The 18685-nt window shown below is 38.6% G+C and carries 21 protein-coding genes; 10 read left to right on the top strand and 11 right to left on the bottom strand.

The annotated features are described in order from the left end of the window. The first annotated feature begins 73 nt into the window (after positions 1–73). The 3 genes from RR45_RS04725 (at position 74) to RR45_RS04715 (ending at position 3690) form a co-directional block, all read left to right on the top strand. Positions 74–1297, top strand: coding sequence for an extracellular solute-binding protein (locus tag RR45_RS04725; RefSeq protein ID WP_031365290.1), 1224 nt, complete (start codon positions 74–76; stop codon positions 1295–1297). Positions 1298–1449: 152 nt separating this feature from the next. After that, positions 1450–2826 carry a carbohydrate ABC transporter permease gene (locus RR45_RS04720; RefSeq protein ID WP_072353486.1) on the top strand — a complete coding sequence of 459 codons (1377 nt, stop codon included), beginning with the start codon at positions 1450–1452 and terminating at the stop codon, positions 2824–2826. Positions 2827–2829: 3 nt separating this feature from the next. After that, positions 2830–3690, top strand: a complete 861-nt coding sequence (locus RR45_RS04715; protein ID WP_031365288.1) for a sugar ABC transporter permease — start codon at positions 2830–2832, stop codon at positions 3688–3690. A 123-nt stretch (positions 3691–3813) separates the two neighbouring features. Here the strand turns inward: RR45_RS04715 and RR45_RS04710 are convergent, their stop codons facing one another. From RR45_RS04710 to RR45_RS04700, 3 genes are read right to left on the bottom strand one after another with little or no spacing between them, the layout of a single operon-like run. After that, positions 3814–5109 carry an LCP family protein gene (locus RR45_RS04710; RefSeq protein WP_031365287.1) on the bottom strand — a complete coding sequence of 432 codons (1296 nt, stop codon included), beginning with the start codon at positions 5107–5109 and terminating at the stop codon, positions 3814–3816. Positions 5110–5167: 58 nt separating this feature from the next. Further along, the gene (gene cmk, locus RR45_RS04705; RefSeq protein ID WP_031365286.1) at positions 5168–5830 is read right to left on the bottom strand and encodes a (d)CMP kinase; all 663 of its coding nucleotides are present in this window, start codon (positions 5828–5830) and stop codon (positions 5168–5170) included. Next, positions 5827–6303, bottom strand: a complete 477-nt coding sequence (locus tag RR45_RS04700) for an SAG1386/EF1546 family surface-associated protein (protein ID WP_031365285.1) — start codon at positions 6301–6303, stop codon at positions 5827–5829. Before RR45_RS04700 ends, cmk begins: the two co-directional genes overlap by 4 nt. A gap of 28 nt (positions 6304–6331) precedes the next feature. Between RR45_RS04700 and RR45_RS04695 the strand changes: the two genes are divergently transcribed. Continuing rightward, positions 6332–6529, top strand: coding sequence for a ferredoxin (locus RR45_RS04695; protein ID WP_031365284.1), 198 nt, complete (start codon positions 6332–6334; stop codon positions 6527–6529). Between the two features lie 28 nt (positions 6530–6557). Here RR45_RS04695 and RR45_RS04690 read toward each other — a convergent pair whose 3' ends face one another. The 4 genes from RR45_RS04690 to RR45_RS04675 all read right to left on the bottom strand — a co-directional run bounded on the left by RR45_RS04690 (position 6558) and on the right by RR45_RS04675 (position 10483). Then, positions 6558–7052, bottom strand: coding sequence for an EbsA family protein (locus RR45_RS04690; RefSeq protein ID WP_031365283.1), 495 nt, complete (start codon positions 7050–7052; stop codon positions 6558–6560). 302 nt (positions 7053–7354) lie between these two features. Further along, entirely contained in the window at positions 7355–7930 is a 576-nt protein-coding gene (locus RR45_RS04685) for a TMEM175 family protein (RefSeq protein ID WP_031365282.1), read from the bottom strand. A gap of 466 nt (positions 7931–8396) precedes the next feature. Then, positions 8397–9566: a DNA glycosylase AlkZ-like family protein gene (locus RR45_RS04680; RefSeq protein WP_031365281.1), complete on the bottom strand. Its 1170-nt coding sequence runs from the start codon at positions 9564–9566 to the stop codon at positions 8397–8399. Positions 9567–9586: 20 nt separating this feature from the next. Then, positions 9587–10483 (bottom strand): LysR family transcriptional regulator, encoded by an 897-nt coding sequence (locus tag RR45_RS04675; RefSeq protein WP_031365280.1) that lies wholly within the window; start codon positions 10481–10483, stop codon positions 9587–9589. Between the two features lie 248 nt (positions 10484–10731). Between RR45_RS04675 and RR45_RS04670 the strand changes: the two genes are divergently transcribed. The 6 genes from RR45_RS04670 (at position 10732) to RR45_RS04645 (ending at position 16149) form a co-directional block, all read left to right on the top strand. Continuing rightward, complete coding sequence (locus tag RR45_RS04670; protein ID WP_031365279.1) at positions 10732–11721, top strand: PTS sugar transporter subunit IIB; 990 nt, start codon at positions 10732–10734, stop codon at positions 11719–11721. A 17-nt stretch (positions 11722–11738) separates the two neighbouring features. After that, a complete protein-coding gene (locus RR45_RS04665; RefSeq protein WP_031365278.1) occupies positions 11739–12548 on the top strand; it encodes a PTS mannose/fructose/sorbose transporter subunit IIC in 810 nt (269 codons plus the stop codon). A gap of 19 nt (positions 12549–12567) precedes the next feature. Beyond that, complete coding sequence (locus RR45_RS04660) at positions 12568–13479, top strand: PTS system mannose/fructose/sorbose family transporter subunit IID (protein ID WP_031365277.1); 912 nt, start codon at positions 12568–12570, stop codon at positions 13477–13479. A gap of 61 nt (positions 13480–13540) precedes the next feature. After that, positions 13541–13930 (top strand): DUF956 family protein, encoded by a 390-nt coding sequence (locus RR45_RS04655; protein WP_031365276.1) that lies wholly within the window; start codon positions 13541–13543, stop codon positions 13928–13930. 228 nt (positions 13931–14158) lie between these two features. Beyond that, positions 14159–15427 (top strand): serine--tRNA ligase, encoded by a 1269-nt coding sequence (gene serS, locus RR45_RS04650; RefSeq protein ID WP_031365275.1) that lies wholly within the window; start codon positions 14159–14161, stop codon positions 15425–15427. Continuing rightward, positions 15427–16149 (top strand): hypothetical protein, encoded by a 723-nt coding sequence (locus RR45_RS04645; protein WP_072353485.1) that lies wholly within the window; start codon positions 15427–15429, stop codon positions 16147–16149. The genes serS and RR45_RS04645 overlap by 1 nt, the downstream gene beginning before the upstream one ends. 207 nt (positions 16150–16356) lie before the next feature. On the opposite strand, the gene RR45_RS04640 is transcribed toward RR45_RS04645, so the two are convergent. From RR45_RS04640 to RR45_RS04625, 4 genes are all read right to left on the bottom strand, one after another. Continuing rightward, positions 16357–16845: a GNAT family N-acetyltransferase gene (locus RR45_RS04640; protein WP_031365273.1), complete on the bottom strand. Its 489-nt coding sequence runs from the start codon at positions 16843–16845 to the stop codon at positions 16357–16359. A 95-nt stretch (positions 16846–16940) separates the two neighbouring features. Then, entirely contained in the window at positions 16941–17648 is a 708-nt protein-coding gene (locus tag RR45_RS04635) for a Bax inhibitor-1/YccA family protein (protein ID WP_031365272.1), read from the bottom strand. A 70-nt stretch (positions 17649–17718) separates the two neighbouring features. Then, the gene (locus RR45_RS04630) at positions 17719–18177 is read right to left on the bottom strand and encodes a hotdog family protein (RefSeq protein ID WP_003139914.1); all 459 of its coding nucleotides are present in this window, start codon (positions 18175–18177) and stop codon (positions 17719–17721) included. Then, a complete protein-coding gene (locus RR45_RS04625; protein ID WP_031365271.1) occupies positions 18174–18683 on the bottom strand; it encodes an HD domain-containing protein in 510 nt (169 codons plus the stop codon). Before RR45_RS04625 ends, RR45_RS04630 begins: the two co-directional genes overlap by 4 nt. Between the last annotated feature and the right edge of the window lie 2 nt (positions 18684–18685).

Here is an 18685-nt window from a genome sequence, read left to right as displayed (position 1 = left end):
CTTTTCAAACAAACGGTTGCATAATAGAGATGTAAAATAAAAACGCTTTCATAAAAGCGATGGAGGATTAACTATGAAAACTTGGAAAAAAGCTTTGCTCTCAACAGCAATCCTTGGAACTGCAGCAATCGCACTCGCTGCTTGTGGCTCATCAAAATCATCTGATGGGGGCTCGAAGTCTAAAACAGATGGCAAAACAATCCGTCTCTACGTTGATACTGAGCAAAAGAAAGCTTACGATGAAATCGTCGCTAACTTTGTAAAAGAAAACAAGGACATCAAAGTTGACGTTAAAGCAAACAACTCTGGTGCCTCAAATGCCAAAACCGACATCGCTAAAGACCCGGCAAAATATGGAGATGTTTTCCAAGTCCCTCATGATCAATTAGGCGATATGGCAGAAAAAGGCTATATCAATGAAATCGCACCTAAATACGCTGATGTGTCCAAATCAGAAAACAGTGAACTTGCTTTTGACGCCGTTAACTACAAAGGTAAAACTTACGCCCTTCCTTACGAAGAACAATCACAATTCATCTACTATGATAAATCAAAACTCACTGCTGATGATGTGAAATCTTGGGACACTTTAACATCTAAAGGCGTACTTGGCACAAATTTCGCTGTACCATACAATGTATACCCTATCTTCTTCTCTGCAGGTACAACACTTTATGGTGAAAATGGTGAAACACTTGGCGATATGTCCGTCGACTCAGACAAAGGTGTCAATGCTATGAAATGGTTTGCCGCTCAAAAATCTAACAAAGGTGTCATGAATACAGATAACACACTTAACCAATTGAAATCTGGTAAAGTCTCTGCTATCATTGACGGCCCTTGGTCATCTACTTCAGTTAAAGAAGTTCTTGGCGACAACATGGCAGTAGCACCATACCCAACGATCAATATCGGTGGGGAAGAAAAACAAATGCAAGCCTTCCTTGGTATTAAATCAATCGCTGTTAACTCTAAAGCACCTGACCAAGCCGGCGCACAAAAACTCGCAGCTTACCTCACTTCTGAAGCTGCACAACTTGTTCTCTTTAAAGATCAAGGTCTCGTACCAACAAATACTAAAGCACAAGAAAATGCAGATGTTCAAGCTTCAGACTTGACTAAAACAGTTATCACAATGGCACAAACTGGTCACTCAACTTTGATGCCTAAATTAGCACAAATGTCTATCTTCTGGGACAAAGCAACACCGCTTATCAATGGTGCTTATACTGGTCAAATCAAAGAGGCTGACTACAAAGCACAATTGGCAACATTTGCTAAAGACATCAACAAATAATACATTCGATTCATGATAAAACATTCATAAAGAGTTAGGTCAAACTAACTTTTTATACTTTAGGTTAGCCTAGTGCTAATCTCTATCAGCCCGCCATGCGGGCTCGGTCTTATTCAATTCATTTCACTAACTTAAAATTAGGAAGAAACATTATGGCTAAAAAAAGAAAAATTAATGCAGAATCCATCGTTTCGGAAGCTGAACGTCATCTGTCTATCCGAGATGTCTGGAATGCCGGAAGTGCCGAAAAGCTGACCTTCTTCATCATGGGATTCAACCAGCTCAAGCACAAACAGTTTGCCAAAGGCGCCATGTTCTTGTTATTAGAAATTGCCTTTCTAGGTTGGCTTGCTTTTAGTGGTATCAGTGCTTTGTCGCTTTTGACAACACTTGGACCTAATAAGAAGATGACAACAGGACTTGATAAAGATGGGATCCCTGTCACGATTCAGCCTGACAATTCAGTCATTATCTTACTTTGGGGTGTCCTTGCGATACTTATTATTGCAGCTTTCGTCGTCCTCTTCATCCAAAATTACAAGTCAAACAAACACTTGGTTTATTTGACACAGACAGGTCAGCACATTCCAAGTAATAAAGAAGAATTAGCGTCACTTTTGGATAGCAACTTGCACAAAACCTTGATGGCTGTCCCACTCTTAGGTGTCTTTCTCTTTACCATTTTACCAACGCTTTACATGATTACGATGGCATTCACTAACTATAATAAAGAGCATGCCATTGCCTTTTCTTGGACTGGGTTGACATCATTTGGGCAAATTCTCTCTGGTAACTTGGCTGGGACATTCTTCCCTGTCTTAATTTGGACACTCATCTGGGCAGTCCTTGCGACTGCGACCACTTTTCTCGGTGGTGTGCTACTTGCTATGCTAATCGAGTCAAAAGGGATCAAAGGCAAAGGGATGTGGCGGACAATCTTCGTTATCGTCTTTGCAGTACCACAATTTGTCACTTTACTTTTGATGGCGCAATTCCTTAACACGCAAGGTGCCTTGAATAACCTGCTCATGGATTGGCACATCATCTCTGAGCCGATTAAATTCATCACAACAGACTCAAATGCTTGGGTCTCACGTGCTACCGTTATTGTTGTTAATATGTGGATTGGGATTCCTGTATCCATGTTAACCTCAACTGCGATCATCCAAAACTTACCGCAAGATCAAATTGAAGCCGCACGTATTGATGGGGCTAATAGCTTTAAAATCTTCAAGTCAATCACTTTCCCACAAATTCTGTTTGTGATGACCCCAGCCTTAATTCAACAATTCATCGGAAATATCAACAATTTCAACGTCATCTATCTCTTAACGGGTGGCTGGCCGATGAATGCCAACTATAATTCAGCTGGTGAGACAGACTTGCTGGTAACTTGGCTCTACAAACTGGTCTTTGGTCAAACGCAACAATACAACGTCGCTGCTGCACTCGGTATCTTAATCTTTATCGTCAATGCCAGCATTTCACTTATCGCTTATCGTCGTACTAATGCATTTAAGGAGGGGTAAATTATGAAATCTTATGCACATCAACGTCTCTTATCATTAGTCGGACGCTACGTTTTACTGATATTCCTTGCAATCGTATGGCTCTTCCCGATTGTCTGGATTGTCCTCGTGTCCTTTACTAAAAACTCAACAGGTTTCGTAGACACGATTATTCCTGATAATTTTACAATTGATAACTATGTGTCACTCCTTAAAAATGAAAATGGTGTCTTTCCATTTGTTAACTGGTTGGTTAACACTTTGATTGTGTCTGTTCTATCGACAATCATTTCAACACTCATTATCATCATGATGAGTTATGTGCTCTCACGTTTGAAATTTGCCTTTCGTAAACCTTTCTTACAAATCGCTTTAGTGCTGGGCATGTTTCCTGGTTTCATGTCGATGATTGCCTTATACTACATCTTGAAATCTTTTAATATGTTAAGTATCGGTGGTTTGGTTATGGTTTACGCAGGGGGTGCTGGTCTCGCTTTCTACATCGCTAAAGGTTTCTTTGATACCATTCCGCCATCAATTGATGAGGCCGCTAAAATTGATGGTGCCAACAAATGGCAGGTCTTTACCAACATCACCTTACCGCTTTCAAAACCAATTATTGTCTACACTGCCTTAATGGCTTTCATTGCGCCTTGGACAGACTTTATCTTTTCAGGTATTATCCTAGGTAACAATGATTCAAAATCATTTACTATTGCCTACGGTCTTTATACCATGGTCTTTAACTCCAAAGGTTCAGCTACAACCTACTTTACACAGTTTATCGCAGGTTGTGTGATTATCGCTATTCCGATTACCCTACTCTTCATCTTCATGCAAAAATTCTATGTCAATGGCATTACTGCTGGAGCTGATAAAGGTTAACCTCATCAAAGCCTGTCATTAACTTGACAGGCTTTTTGATTGCTTACATATTTTACTACTGCTACCATACTCAAAAAGCCTAGCGTTTAGCTAGACTTTTTGAGTTGGTTAACAATGCTGATATTAGCCCAACAAAGTTTTTAACTTAGCTTGATATTTGTCAAAATCAATCAGTAAACCTGAACCACCATATTGATCTAGAGCATCAACCCAATCACCATTTTCTGGTACTGTATAGCTTTCAATTCCCTTGGCTGCATCTAAAGCCAAGCCTGGCGCATGTGTCAACATAAAGAAGTCACTGACATTAGTTGAGGTCACACCTTTGATAGTGCCTAAAGCTGAGCTGCCTGTGAAAAGGGTCAACGGACTCTTAACGCCTGACATAATGGCTTGCATCACTTGCTGTTGACGTTTTGTCCGACCGAAGTCGCCCTCGTCATCTTTACGAAAACGTGCATAGTTCAATAAGGTTCGACCATCCATCCGCTGTGGTCTTACCTTAATTTTTTGAATCGGATTTTGATGTTCTGGCGTCCAATTCAAATCGTCAGGCACATCAACTGATTTGACAGTCTCTCCGTCTATCGTTGAAAATTTAGCATCAATTTTAACGCCCATAGGATAGAGCGAATCAATGACTGTCGCAAAACTATTGAAGTTAACCAAAGCATAATATTGAATATCAATATCAAAGTTTTTCTTCAAGACTTCACGCATATATTCGGCACCTTGATGATTATCTTGTTCACCAATGTTATAAGCCACATTGATTTTAGTATCAGCCCCGTATTGGCTGACACCTGGCTGATAAACTAAAGTATCACGCATAAAGCTCACAAGCTTGACTTTATTATCCTTGGCATTGACTTGCATGACCATGATAGAGTCACTTCGTGCATCCCCTGTTGTTTGAAAATCGCGTTGGTCTGTCCCCAATATCAAGATATTGGTTGCACCAGATGGCGTTTTCTGACCTGAAAATTTCTCCGTTTTCAACCCTTCCGGTGCTTTACTTTTACCTCTATGATAACCATAGATAAAGAAACCAATCATCAAAACGATGACAAGCAAAAGAAAGCGCCATAATTTTTTCCAAAAACTTACTTTTTTACGTTTTTTCTTGTTTTTTGGCTTTTTACTTGGGCGTGGGTGGTGATGTTTATTATAGCCATCAGAACTGCTGTTCGACTCAAAATTTGGTGCTTGGTGATAGGATTGAGAAGAATGATAGGCTTGCTCAGACTGCATTGGCTGACTTGCTTGGTATGTCTGATGCGATTGTTGATGAGCTTGATGTTGTTGCTGATGCGTTAAATGTTGCCCTGTTAGTCGATTATACTCTGCTAATTCGACATCATTAAGATATCTGAGATTAGCACGTAAATATTCGATTCTTAATTTTATTCGTTGGTCCATTCCTTTATTTTATCAAATTCCTGAGCAAATGTAAAAAAAAAACTGAAATAAATCAGAATTATTTAACAAAACTTTTAATTTTAGAAACTACTGCTGCAATGCCCATTCCAGTCGTATCAATTAGAATTGCATCATCTGCTTGTTTGAGCGGGCTGACCTCTCGTGTGGAATCTTTACGGTCTCGCTCAGCTATCTCAAACTTCAATTGCTCGTAATCAGTTAAAATGCCTTTTGCCAAGTTCTCCTTATAGCGGCGTTCTGCACGTTCTTCGACGGAAGCAACCAAAAAGATTTTGAGTTCAGCATCTGGCAACACAACAGTTCCGATATCGCGACCGTCCATAACGATACCACCATGACTTGCAATCTCACGCTGTGCATCAACGAGATACGCACGAATTTCAGGAATCGCCGAAATCCTAGATACGGCATTGGTCACATCATTTTGACGAATAGCATGCGTCACATCTACTTCACCGACATAAACCAGCTGGCCTTCTGAAGATGTCCCAAAAGAAATTGGATTCTCTTTTAAGATGGTAATAATTTTTTCAAAATCGTCATCTAACTCGTTAGATAAGGCAACGTAAGTTGCTGCACGGTACATTGCACCCGTGTCTAGATAGATAATATCAAAGTCTTTAGCGATAATCTTAGCGACTGTTGATTTACCACTAGAGGCTGGACCGTCAATTGCAATTCTAATCTCTTTTAAATTCATTTTAACTTAATGACATCTCCTGGATTTGCATACCAATTCTCAACGGTCATACCGTTAGCCTTGGCAATGGTTTGGGCATCTACACCTGTTCTAGCCGCGATTGAATAAAGACCTTCGCCTGCTTCAACAGTAGTCGTCTCTCCAGCCACTGTCGAACTCGATTCAGCTGTTTTAGAATCAGATGATTTATCTTCTGTTGCTGCACTTGATTGGCTAGCAGATGTAGCTTTTGACACGCTAGATTTACTGGTATAAAAACTTGACGATATTTTAGTATTGTCAACTAGTCGATTATTCCAGACAATAATCACAACAATACCACCAATGATCATAAATAAAAGCACTACTAAAAAAGTTAAAAAATTGGTAGATACCTCATTTTTTTTAGCTGATCGTTTAGGTGGCAACTCACCACGCGATTCTTGCATGGCACCATAAACTTCATTATTCCATGGTTCGTTTTTCTTAGTCATGATGTCCTTTCTCTGTTATACTAGTAGTATGATTATTCAAATACTTCCTGAGCAATGCATTGCTTGTGGCCTCTGCCACACTTATAATCCTATTTTTGACTACGATGTTGATGGTTTAGTTCGATTTGATACGGATGATACTATACTTGACCTTGCACCTGATCCAAGTCTTGTCCAAGCCGCTAAAGAATGTCCAACAAAAGCCATCGTTGTTAAAGAATACTGATATCACAGCATAGCTAGTCTGTGCTGTTTTATATTTTGCTAAGTTTACTTTTCTTGTCATTAGAGTAGCTGTCAAAATAATGGTCGATATGTCCGATCAATTCAACTTCTCCTTGAAAGTAGGGATTGATTGTCAAGGTATCCACAAAATATTTTTTGGGCCATTTTCTCATATAAAAAATCTTACCCTTAACATTGCGATTGGTATAAATAATAATAGCGCGTTTGCTAATTTTTATCATCGAGATACTAGAAATCACTGTCTTACCTGCATAACCTGGTACTAAACCACGTGACAATAGTAAATCTTTATCTTCCGAAATTTCAAAATAGCGTTGAAATCCAATCCAAACCAAAACGATAAAAATAATAAATAAAATAAATGAAGATCTTGAGATTTTGGTATTTTCATATAATAGAGCTAAGCTGATAAAGATAGGTGCAATTGACAAACACCAATAAGTTATCGTGATGGACAATTCTGGTTGCCAGTGGTAACGTAATTTACCGAATATTTTAATCATGTACCTAACGCTCTTTCTACGATTTCAGGTTGAAAATCTTAAAACTTGATCTACACTGGCATTTCATTCAATTGTCAACGCAACAGACAAGATTTTATGTTGATGAGTTGGCTGGATTAACCAATAGCTGTTTTAATTTTTCACTTTTAGGCGTCTAACGTCTGCCAAAGTCCTTACATTAAGTTTATCATATTTTCTGAAATAAAGCATAAAAAATTGTGTAAGAATATGCTGTTTTTAAAAAAAATCATCCTCAAGAAGTAGGATGATTTTCTTTTTATAAACAACTACATTTTTAAATATTACTTATTTTTAATTTTTTCAATTCGTTTGTCTGGTACAATCCAAAGTAGGAAAGATAAAACATTAATTATAAGACCACCGATTGGGATAAAAAAGGCAGCTACTAAAGCCAAAGCATTTAAAAGTAACGTTCGGTAAGACTTCCTATAGTCTCCTAATATTTTTGTCACACAAGCATTGTGGGCGTTGACTTTAACTAAGTTTTTAATCATAAATAACCACGTCAAATTAGCCAATAAAAATAAAGCGGCATAAAGTATTTCAGGGTCATGTGCCCAAATGTTATCCCCTAACCAATTGGTCGTAAATGGCAAGAGCGTTATTAAAAAGATAAAGGCATTGTTCCACCAAAGTGTCTGTCCGCTCACTTTTTCAACCATTTGAAAAATATGGTGATGATTACTCCAATAAATGACCAAGAAGATAAAACTAATGACATAAGCCGGAAAAATATCTTTCAGTACAACCAAATCCGCAAAGGTAGGGCCATGAACATGCGGAAATTCTAATACTAAAATCGTCATGACAATGGCAATGACGGCGTCTGTAAAAGCCTCTGTTCTACTTTTTTCCATTTTCTATTCCATATCTTTCTACTATTTTTTTATTATTTCATATGCCCAGACGCATTCTTCGCTACTAAAAGATTCGCCCGAATCTTTTACCAACGCTCGAACTGTAAAAGCCTCTGTTCTACTTTTTTCCATTTTCTATTCTACATCTTTCTACTATTTTTTTAGTGTTTCATATACCCAGACGCATTCTTCGCTACTAAAAGATTCGCCCGAATCTTTTACCAACGCTCGAACTGTAAAAGCCTCTGTTCTACTTTTTTCCATTTTCTATTCTACATCTTTCTACTATTTTTTTAGTGTTTCATATACCCAGACGCATTCTTCGCTACTAAAAGATTCACCCAAATCTTTTACCAACGCTCGAACTGTAAAAGCCTCTGTTCTACTTTTTTCCATTTTCTATTCCACATCTTTCTATTAATTTTTATAATATTTCATACGACCAGACGCATTTTATTAACTGGCCCTATTTTCTAGGCAGCAAACAATTATAACGCTGAACTTCAGCTGCAATCATCGCTGCAATCTCAGGAGTTTGGTAGTCCTCTGACTCAAACCAAATCTTTTTAATTTGCAAAGTATCTTGACGTGTCTTATCACGATCTGGTTCAAATCTGGCTATCAATTTATCGCCTAAAAGAATAGGCAAAACATAATAGCCATACTGCCGTAATTTTTCTGGCTTGTAAACTTCCCAAATGTACTCAAAGTCAAAAATCTCCTTGACAAATTTTCGATCCCAGATGATATTATCTAATGGCGCAATAAATCTGACTCGTTCAGTGTTAATCGGCATATCCTTAACTGCCAATAACCGCTGATAGTTATCTATTGTCAAATACAGTGCCTCTTTCATATCTGTCACCGTAATCTTAACAACTTTTCCTTGCGCTACGAAACGCGAAATAACTGCCTTACGCTCTTTCGTATGCCGACTTAGCCACCCAGCACCAGACCTCAACCAATACACCCCTAGACCAGACAATCTTCGATAAATGAACCAGTCTATAAAGTCTATTTCCAACTTAAATGTTGGCAAATTTTCCAAGCCCTTAGCTTTTTCAAAATGCATATAAAGTTTACGGCGCTCTTTTCTTTCAGCAATAATTGCCTTTCCTTGACACCAAAGATGATAGAGGACCACATTACCCAAATTTGAACTTCCCCAACTACTATCAGTAAGTTTACCAAAGTTCAAATCTTGAGATGAAATCGGTACTGAGCTCTGTTGTAAAATCTCCGTCACCTCATCCAAGTAAAATAGTGCTGTCTCTTGATCTCGATAACTTAGCGTTTTAAGATTACCCGCTGCCTGTTGTTCTCGAGCAAAAGCAAACTTACCCCACTCATCACGCGAAAAAAGGCATGCCTCCTTATCGAAACCCTCTATCAATACCTCATCCTGATAAAGCAGATCAGCCAAGATATCAGGACTATAATCTGAGAATCGACTTGCTAAAATAATATCAATATTTGTTCCTACTATATTGAGTGGGTCTTGTTGCAGGCTAGTCACTTTCCTAATATATGATAGAATACCTGATTTTCCGTCACCATACGCATCTAGTTCATCTAACCCAAAATGGTGGATCAAATACCGCCTTATATCCTGTTTTGAAAAAATCGTTTCAGGCATTTTCTCACCTTCCTAAATCATCAAACCTTAGCTTTAAGTTCTTTCAAAAATCGTTGACCGAGTTCTGTTAATAGACCTTTTTTGTGGCAAATATACCCTATCTCAATCTTCTCATCCACCTGCAGCGGTACGCTGAAAATATCGTCGCCATTCAAATCGCTGTTCAAAATACCCGTAGAAATGGTGTAGCCGTCAAGACCGATGAGTAAATTAAATAAGGTCGCACGGTCGGATACAACGATAGATTTGTCATGTCTAGCTGTCGACAAAATCTCTTCAGAAAAGTAAAAAGAATTACGCTCACCCTGCTCATAGCTCAGATACGGAAACTCAGCCATTTCGTCTAGTGTGACTGATGTTTTATTGGCGAGTGGATGGTGCTTAGAAATGAACACGTGCGGTACTGCCTGAAATAGCGGTGTAAACTCAAGATTGTTATCCAAAAACAGCTTGGTTAAGACGTCACGATTAAAATCATTGAGATATAAAACACCAATTTCTGAGCGAAAATCACGCACATCATCAATCACTTCATGTGTCCGAGTCTCTCGCAAAATCAACTCATAATTACGCATATCGTTTTCGCGTAAAATGCTCGCAAAACTTTCCACAACGAAGGCATAATGTTGCGCAGAAACGGCAAATAATTCCTTTTTCTCTCGATTATATTTATAGCGCTCCTCTAAAAGCTCTGTCTGCTCTACAATTTGTCTGGCATAAGATAAAAATTCTACGCCGTCTGAGGTCAATGTAATGCCTCGTGTTGAACGGGTAAAAATTTTAATATTCATTTCTTCTTCTAGCTCTCTTACTGCATTTGAAAGTGACGGCTGTGTTACAAATAAATGCTTTGAGGCCTCGTTCATAGAGCCAGTTTCAACGATTTTGATGATGTATTTTAATTGCTGGATTCTCATGGTATTTTCCTACTCAGATTCTAATTTTTTTTATAGCTATATTATAACATTTTTGCCAATATAGCTAGAGAAAAACAGGTTTATTTTTGCCAAAACTATTTCCTTATCTTCTAGAATAGTCTGTAATAATACAATTTCATGACAAAGAAACCGTTTCCACCTTTTGACTTGACAAACCATTTATGATAAGAGCATAATAGAGTGTAATAATTTTTTATTTACAATTTCTTATAAGGAGGAACTCAAATTTGAGTATCGGAATCGTAATTGCGAGCCACGGCGAATTTGCCGAGGGTATCCATCAATCAGGTTCAATGATTTTCGGTGAGCAAGAAAAAGTCCAAACGGTCACTTTCATGCCTAGTGAAGGTCCTGATGACTTGCGTGCTAAAATTGACGCAGCCATCGCGACATTCGACGCTGATGATGAGATTTTGGTGCTTGCGGATTTATGGAGTGGGTCACCATTTAACCAAGCAAGTGCTGTTCTGGGTGAAAATCCAGATCGCAACATCGCTATTATCACAGGTTTGAATTTGCCAATGCTAATTCAAGCATACACTGAACGTATGATGGATGCTGACGCTGGCTTAGAAAAAGTCGTTGCCAACATTCTCAAGGAAGCGAAAGACGGGATTAGAATTTTACCTGAAGCGCTCCAACCTGAAGAAACAGCAACAGTTGCACCAGCTGAAACAGTCGCTGCAGCTGCTATTCCTGAAGGTACTGTCATCGGTGATGGTAAGATTAAAATTAATCTTGTCCGTATTGATACACGTTTACTACACGGTCAAGTTGCGACTGCTTGGACACCGGAATCTAAAGCAGACCGTATCATTGTTGTTTCTGACGCTGTTGCTAAAGATGATTTGCGTAAACAATTGATTGGTCAAGCTGCACCAAATGGCGTGAAAGCCAACGTTATCCCAATATCTAAAATGATTGAGATTGCCAAAGACCCACGTTTTGGTGACACACATGCTTTCTTACTATTTGAAAACCCAGAAGATCTTCTTGCTGTGGTTGAAGGTGGCGTTGCTATTGATACAGTCAATGTTGGCTCAATGGCACATTCAACTGGTAAAACAATGGTTAACAAAGTGTTGTCAATGGATAAAAAAGACGTTGAAACCTTTGAAAAACTACGTGATTTGGGAGTCAAATTTGACGTTCGTAAAGTACCAAATGACTCTAGAGCTGATTTGTTCGATTTAATCAAAAAAGCTAACGTTCAGTAAAACGAAAGGAACTAAACATGTCTATTATCTCTATTATTTTAGTTCTGATCATTGCTTTCTTCGCAGGTCTTGAAGGCATCCTTGATCAGTTCCAATTTCACCAACCTATTATTTCTTGTACATTAATCGGTCTTGTAACTGGTCATTTGACAGCTGGTATTATCCTTGGTGGAACAATTCAAATGATGGCACTAGGTTGGGCTAATATCGGTGCTGCAGTTGCACCCGACGCTGCCCTTGCCGGTGTTGCTGCTGCCATTATCATGGTACAATCTAATAACTTTGATACAACAGGTATCACTGTCGCTTTCTCAACCGCTATCCCACTTTCGGTTGCTGGTCTTTTCTTGACAATGATCGTTCGTACGATTTCTGTCGGTTTAGTGCATGGTGCTGATGCCGAAGCTAAAAAAGGTAACTTTGCAGGTCTTGAACGATTCCATTTTGTTGCACTTTTATTACAAGGTATTCGTATCGTCATCCCTGCTTTTGCGCTTATCATGGTACCAACTCAAACCGTACAAAATGCGCTTGAAGCAATGCCAGCTTGGTTGACTGATGGTATGGCTATCGGTGGTGGCATGGTTGTTGCCGTAGGTTATGCCTTGGTTATCAACATGATGGCATCACGTGAGGTTTGGCCTTTCTTTGCCATTGGTTTTGCGCTTGCCGCAGTTAGTTCTTTAACACTTATCTCCCTTGGTGCAATTGGTGTTGCCCTAGCGCTTATCTACATCAACCTTTCTAAAATGGGTGGTAATGGTAACAGCACTAGTGGTGGTTCTGGTAGTACAGATCCTATCGGCGACATCTTGAATGACTATTAGAAAGGACGACAAGATTATTATGAATGAAAAATTTAAACTTTCGAAAAAAGACCGTTTAGCCGTTGCTTGGCGTTCTACTTTCCTTCAAGGTTCTTGGAACTATGAACGGATGCAAAACTTAGGTTGGGCTTTCTCTTTAATCCCAGCGATTAAAAAGCTCTACACAACAAAAGAAGACCGTGCTGCTGCTTTGACACGTCACATGGAGTTCTTCAATACACATCCTTACGTTGCAGCTCCAATCATGGGTGTAACACTTGCTCTTGAGGAAGAACGTGCGAATGGTGCAGCTATTGATGACGTTGCCATTCAAGGGGTTAAAGTTGGTATGATGGGTCCTCTTGCCGGTATCGGTGACCCTGTCTTTTGGTTTACTATTCGTCCTATCCTAGGTGCAATCGGTGCCTCACTTGCTTTGAGCGGTAATATCCTTGGACCAATTCTTTTCTTCGTCCTTTGGAACATCATTCGTTGGGCTTTTATCTGGTACACACAAGAATTTGGTTATAAAGCTGGTTCCTCAATTACTTCTGACTTGTCTGGTGGTTTGTTGCGAGACATCACTAAAGGTGCCTCAATCTTAGGGATGTTTATCCTTGCCGTTCTCGTAGAACGTTGGGTATCTATCAAATTTGCCCTGCAAGTTTCTAAAGTAAAACTCTCTGAGGGTGCTTACATCGAATGGGACAAGCTTCCTAAAGGTGGTAAAGGTATCCAAGAAGCTTTCCAAAAAGTTGGTGAAGGTCTTTCTCAAACACCTGATAAAGTCACAACTTTACAACAAAACTTGGATGGCTTAATTCCTGGTCTTGCTGGTTTACTCTTGACATTCCTATGTATGTGGTTACTTAAGAAAAAAGTTTCACCAATCGCTATCATCATCGGCTTATTCGTCTTTGGTGTTGTGATGCACGTACTTGGTGTTATGTAAAAAGAACGAAAGCTTGTCATTTATGACAGGCTTTTTTCGTGAAAAATGGTATACTAAAGATATGATACAATCACTGAATACAAAAACTTCTGCCCCTTTTCAAGCTATCGCTTATATTGGACTTGGTAATGTCTATGGTAAACTGCTCATTGGTGACAAAGCATTTGAGTTTTTTAATGATGCGAATGTGTCTGATGCCATTCAGATTCCTTGGGAAACCATTCATCATGTAGAGGGTGTCATTACCCGACAAAATAAAATCAGTCGCCAGTTTGTCATTGTCCTAAATAAACAAGGCAATAGCAAGCGACAAAACCATTTACGTTTTTCTTCTAAAGATGCTGGTAAAGTCCTTAAAATAATTCGCGAGCATATCGGTAATGATAAGGTGGTTAAAGCACAAACCTTAGTTAGCAAAATCAAAAAATTATTGACTAAAAGAAAAAGTTGATTATTATAGCCTATCTTGCTATAATGAGTTTAGCGGATAAGTAAGATTAATTATTGGTTTAGAAAGGTTGCGGTTGTTGCAAGCAACTCCTTGATTAATTTGAAATTCTACCGCCCTTAAACAGATTAAAATAAAAACGAGATGCTTTCAAAGCAAGACAGGTGGAACCGTGTTGAAAAACGCCCTGTTCATTTTGAAGGCATCTTTTTCATTACTCGGAGGACAATTATGTTAGACATTAAACAAATTCGCAATCAATTCGATGAGGTGGAAGCTAAGCTTAAAACACGCGGTGTAGCATCTGAAAAACTCTATGAATTACGTGATTTCGATGCTAAAAGACGTGAGTTAATCATCGAAACTGAACAACTCAAAAAACAACGTAATGAGGCGTCTGACGCCATTGGCATTGCCAAACGCAACAAAGAAGATGCTAGCGCTGCAATCACACAGATGCAGGAAGTGTCAAGTCACATCAAAGCACTTGACTCTGAGTTAGCTTTCTTTGATGAAAAAGTGACAGCTATACTTGAAACTTTACCAAATATCCCAGCAGATGATGTGCCTGTCGGTGCCGATGAGGATGATAATGTTGAAGTCAAACGTGTCGGAGAGGTGCCAAACTTTGATTTTGAACCACAAGCCCATTGGGATTTAGGGGAAAAATTGGGTATTTTAGACTGGGAACGTGGTGCTAAGGTCACTGGCTCACGTTTCTTGTTCTACAAAGGACTGGGGGCGCGCTTAGAGCGGGCACTCTACAACTTCATGTTGGATGAACACGCTAAAGAGGGCTATACTGAAATGATTACACCATACATGGTCAATCACGACTCCATGTATGGCACTGGTCAATATCCGAAATTTAAAGAAGATACCTTTGAATTAGCAGATAGTGATTTTGTTTTGATTCCAACTGCTGAAGTCCCATTGACCAACTACTATCGTAATGAAATCATCGATGGTAGCGAGCTTCCTATCTATTTCACTGCCATGAGTCCTTCATTTCGTTCTGAGGCCGGATCAGCAGGTCGAGACACACGCGGTCTCATCCGTTTGCATCAATTCCATAAAGTAGAGATGGTTAAGTTTTCTAAGCCAGAAACGTCATATCAAGAGCTTGACAAGATGGTCGCTAATGCCGGTAATATTCTTGAAAAATTAGGTTTAGCCTATCGTATTGTCGCTTTATCTACTGGCGACATGGGATTCTCTGCTGCTAAAACTTATGACTTAGAAGTCTGGATTCCATCACAACATACTTATCGCGAAATTTCTTCTTGTTCAAACACAGAAGATTTCCAAGCACGTCGTGCTCAAATTCGTTACCGTGATGAAGAGGGGAAAACACAACTCCTTCACACTTTAAATGGTTCTGGTTTAGCAGTCGGTCGTACTGTCGCTGCGCTGCTTGAAAACTACCAAAATGCTGACGGTTCTATCAGAATTCCTGAAGTACTCCGTCCTTATCTTGGCGGTGTTGATGTAATTAAATAATGATGATAAACTTTGAAAACAATCGGTTATTACTCGATTTTCCAAATGAGCTGGGGCAACTTGAGATCTTAGATTTAACAGCTTTCGTTGCTGATAAGTCTAAAGCCACTTTCTACTTTAAGGGACCAAATCTGGTCTCTCAAAAAGCGCAAGCTGATCGCGTGCTTGTCTTTAGTTTGCCATTAGACATTGAGCCTGTTTATTTCAAAAAATATCTCACAGCTCAAAAACTCCCCAAGCATCAAACAAACATTGTCAAGACTTATCTGGAGCAGCTTTTACCCTATCTAGATAAGCTCGGTTATCAATTCAAAATGTCTCAAGAAACGTTAACTACTTCTCCTACCAAAAATGCAGCTAAAGCACAACATCGTTTTTCAAAAGAAATAGCGGACATCCCTTTCTATATTGATTACAATGGTGCTAAAGCTGAAGTTTATTGGCTGAAACGATCTGATTTCCTCATCAAAAAAGGCGCTGTCCTTAAACAAGATATGCCGCTTAATCAAGATGGTTCTATCGGTTTTTCACAGAAATTTGCGCTGAGTTTGCGTCAGGAACACGCTGAGGTCATTGGTCCAGATGGCGTGACAACATCTGATATCCATTTAAAATCAGTCAATGAAGTCGGGCATTTACTTTATTTTGCAGGCACTAATTCTTGGTTGATACTCAAAGATAAGACTGGCAAATCACTTTCAAGTCACACAATTATTTCGTAAATAAAAAAACTGCTAAATTAGCAGTTTCAGGTTGTAGACAAACCCCATTTTTAAACCAAAATGGGGTTTGTTTTGATATTTTCTAATTTAGAAATAGCTTAACCGTCGGTTTTCTAAATAAAAATTTCCGTATTTCGTAAAAATCTTAACTAGATTTTTACTTTGTCTACAGTCTGAAACTGCTAAATTAGCAGTTTTTTTGCACAGTTACAGTTTTTTGGTCATCCAGTAATCATTGAGAAGATATTCTCCGAAGGGCGTATCAACCACCTGAACAATTTCAAAACCATAATGCTGGTAAATGGTTAAAGCATGCGTATTATCCCGATTTACATGCAAGTGTAGCTGATTTTTCCCATGACTTTTAGCAATTCTTTCAAATCTTTCAAAAACTTGTCGAGAAAGTCCTTGTCCTCGACTGCTTGCTAAAAAGTAAAGCTTACTAATAAAGAGTTGACTCTCCTCAAAAGCATAGGCTAAATAACCAATTGGCTGGTTATTTAGTAGAATTAATTCATACTGAACGCCATCATTGATTTCAGTTTTAATTTGGTCAATTGACTGATAAGTGTCTAACATATAAGCAACTTGTGTTGCCCCAATCACCGGTGTAAAAACTTCTGGCCAAATAACTAGAATCAAGTCTGATAATATTGCCATTGTTTCTGTCGTCTCTACTTTTTTATAATTTAACATCTTTCTAGATTTCACTCCTATTTCTCAGATAAACTGATGCGTTTAAAAGCATCTCTAATATAAAAAAATCATCTTTTAAGGATGATTTTTTGAACTTAATCTTTGCTGCCACCAATTCCGAAAATTCTCAAGATTGAGATGAAGAGGTTGATGAAGTCAAGATAGAGGCTCAATGCCATGCTAACTGCCCAACCGTCGGTCACATTACCGTTTGATCGATTGTATAGCATTTCGATTCTTTGATTATCCCAGGCAATTAAGCCTGAAAAGACGATGACTGAAAGGATTGAAATCATAAAGTCCATGCCTGAAGAACCTACGAATAGATTCACAACACTCGCAATGATAATACCAATCAGGGCTGCAAACATGGCTTTACCCATACCAGATAAATCACGTTTGGTCGTTTTACCAAAAATTGAAAGGGCAAAGAACATACCTGCTGTTATGGCAAAGGCTACCGCAATACTACTTAAATCAAAGTAGGCTAAGGTGAAAGTCAAGGTAAAGCCGTTCAAAGCTGAAAATCCAATGAAGGCTGGTAGTGCCATTGGTGAATTCTTAGCTGCCATTGGCGTTACAGCAACAACCAAGACCATCTCCAAAATCCATAAAATGAATAATAGCCATGTATGTCCTGTCAAAATCGCTGAGATATTATCAGCGAATACTGTCAAAGTAATAAAGGCCACCACAGCGCTGACTGCAATCCCCATACCAACTAATGCGTAAATACGCGCAAAGAAATCAGCAAGTGAAAATTTACCTGTATGTTGATTTGTTTCGAAAATTTGATTATCCATCATGTCCTCCTTTGATATCTATTTTTCTATCTACTTGGAACTTAATTTTAGTGCTAATGATAAGGCTTGACTACTCTGAATCCGAGAGCTCTTCTAATGGCGGTTGCACCAAAACAATTGCATCCGCTACGCGCTCTTCATCTCTCATGATCTCAATATTAATCGTTACCAAATCCTTGTTAGTATCAATTTTGATGATTTCAAAATTGAAACTTAGCAAATCATTACGAAAAATCTTTTCAATAAGATTGAGATTGACATTCACAACATGGCTCCCAGGACCTGGTAAATGTTTGTTAATGGTCGAAGTAATGATGCCAAAAATCAAAGCAGTCGGTACCACTGGTTTAGTCAAACCAAGTTCCTTAACATAATCATACTGCGAATAGAGTGGATTGTCATCGTTCGTAAGACCGAGATAGAGTAATATTTCTCTATTTTTTATCGTCTCAGACAGGCTAAAGGTCTCACCTTCCACTAATTCATCAATCGTTTTGCCTATTTTGATATCTTGATTTTGCAATTTCATTGACTTAATTTTTCTTTCTTGAACAGTTTATGATGTTTCCATTTCATCTTCATCAATTGTGTCCATTCCTTAATCGCCACATAATCATCAACAAAAGTCACGACAAAACTTTCTTTATAACGTGGTGGTGCAATCGTTGCACCCCACATATGTTTGATAATGATATCTTTTTCTAATTTTGAAATCGTCGTCAATTTTTGAGCGTTTTGGTAAGCAATTCTTGGATGTACATAGGCATGACTACCTTCAACAAACTTCGTTTCCCGCCAGTCATAATAAAAGAGGTCATGTAAAAGTCCTGCACGAGCCGTTGCTTTTTTGTTCCAACCAAATTTTTTGGAAATTTTGTAAGACGTATAGCTGACATTCAAAGAATGGAGCAAGCGTGTTGAAATGTAATGATGTGTAAACTCATTTAATTTTTGAACTTCTGGTGTCTCTAAGAGCCCACCGACATAGGACATGTACTCTGCATCGTAAAGCCATGGAAAATCTTTTTTATTCATAG

Origin of the sequence: Pseudolactococcus chungangensis CAU 28 = DSM 22330 (genome assembly GCF_002441885.1) — a bacterium.
In the GTDB taxonomy this organism is placed as follows: Bacteria; Bacillota; Bacilli; order Lactobacillales; family Streptococcaceae; genus Pseudolactococcus; species Pseudolactococcus chungangensis.
Note: the sequence above shows the minus strand (reverse complement) of the source record. Positions and strands in the feature narration are given on the sequence as shown.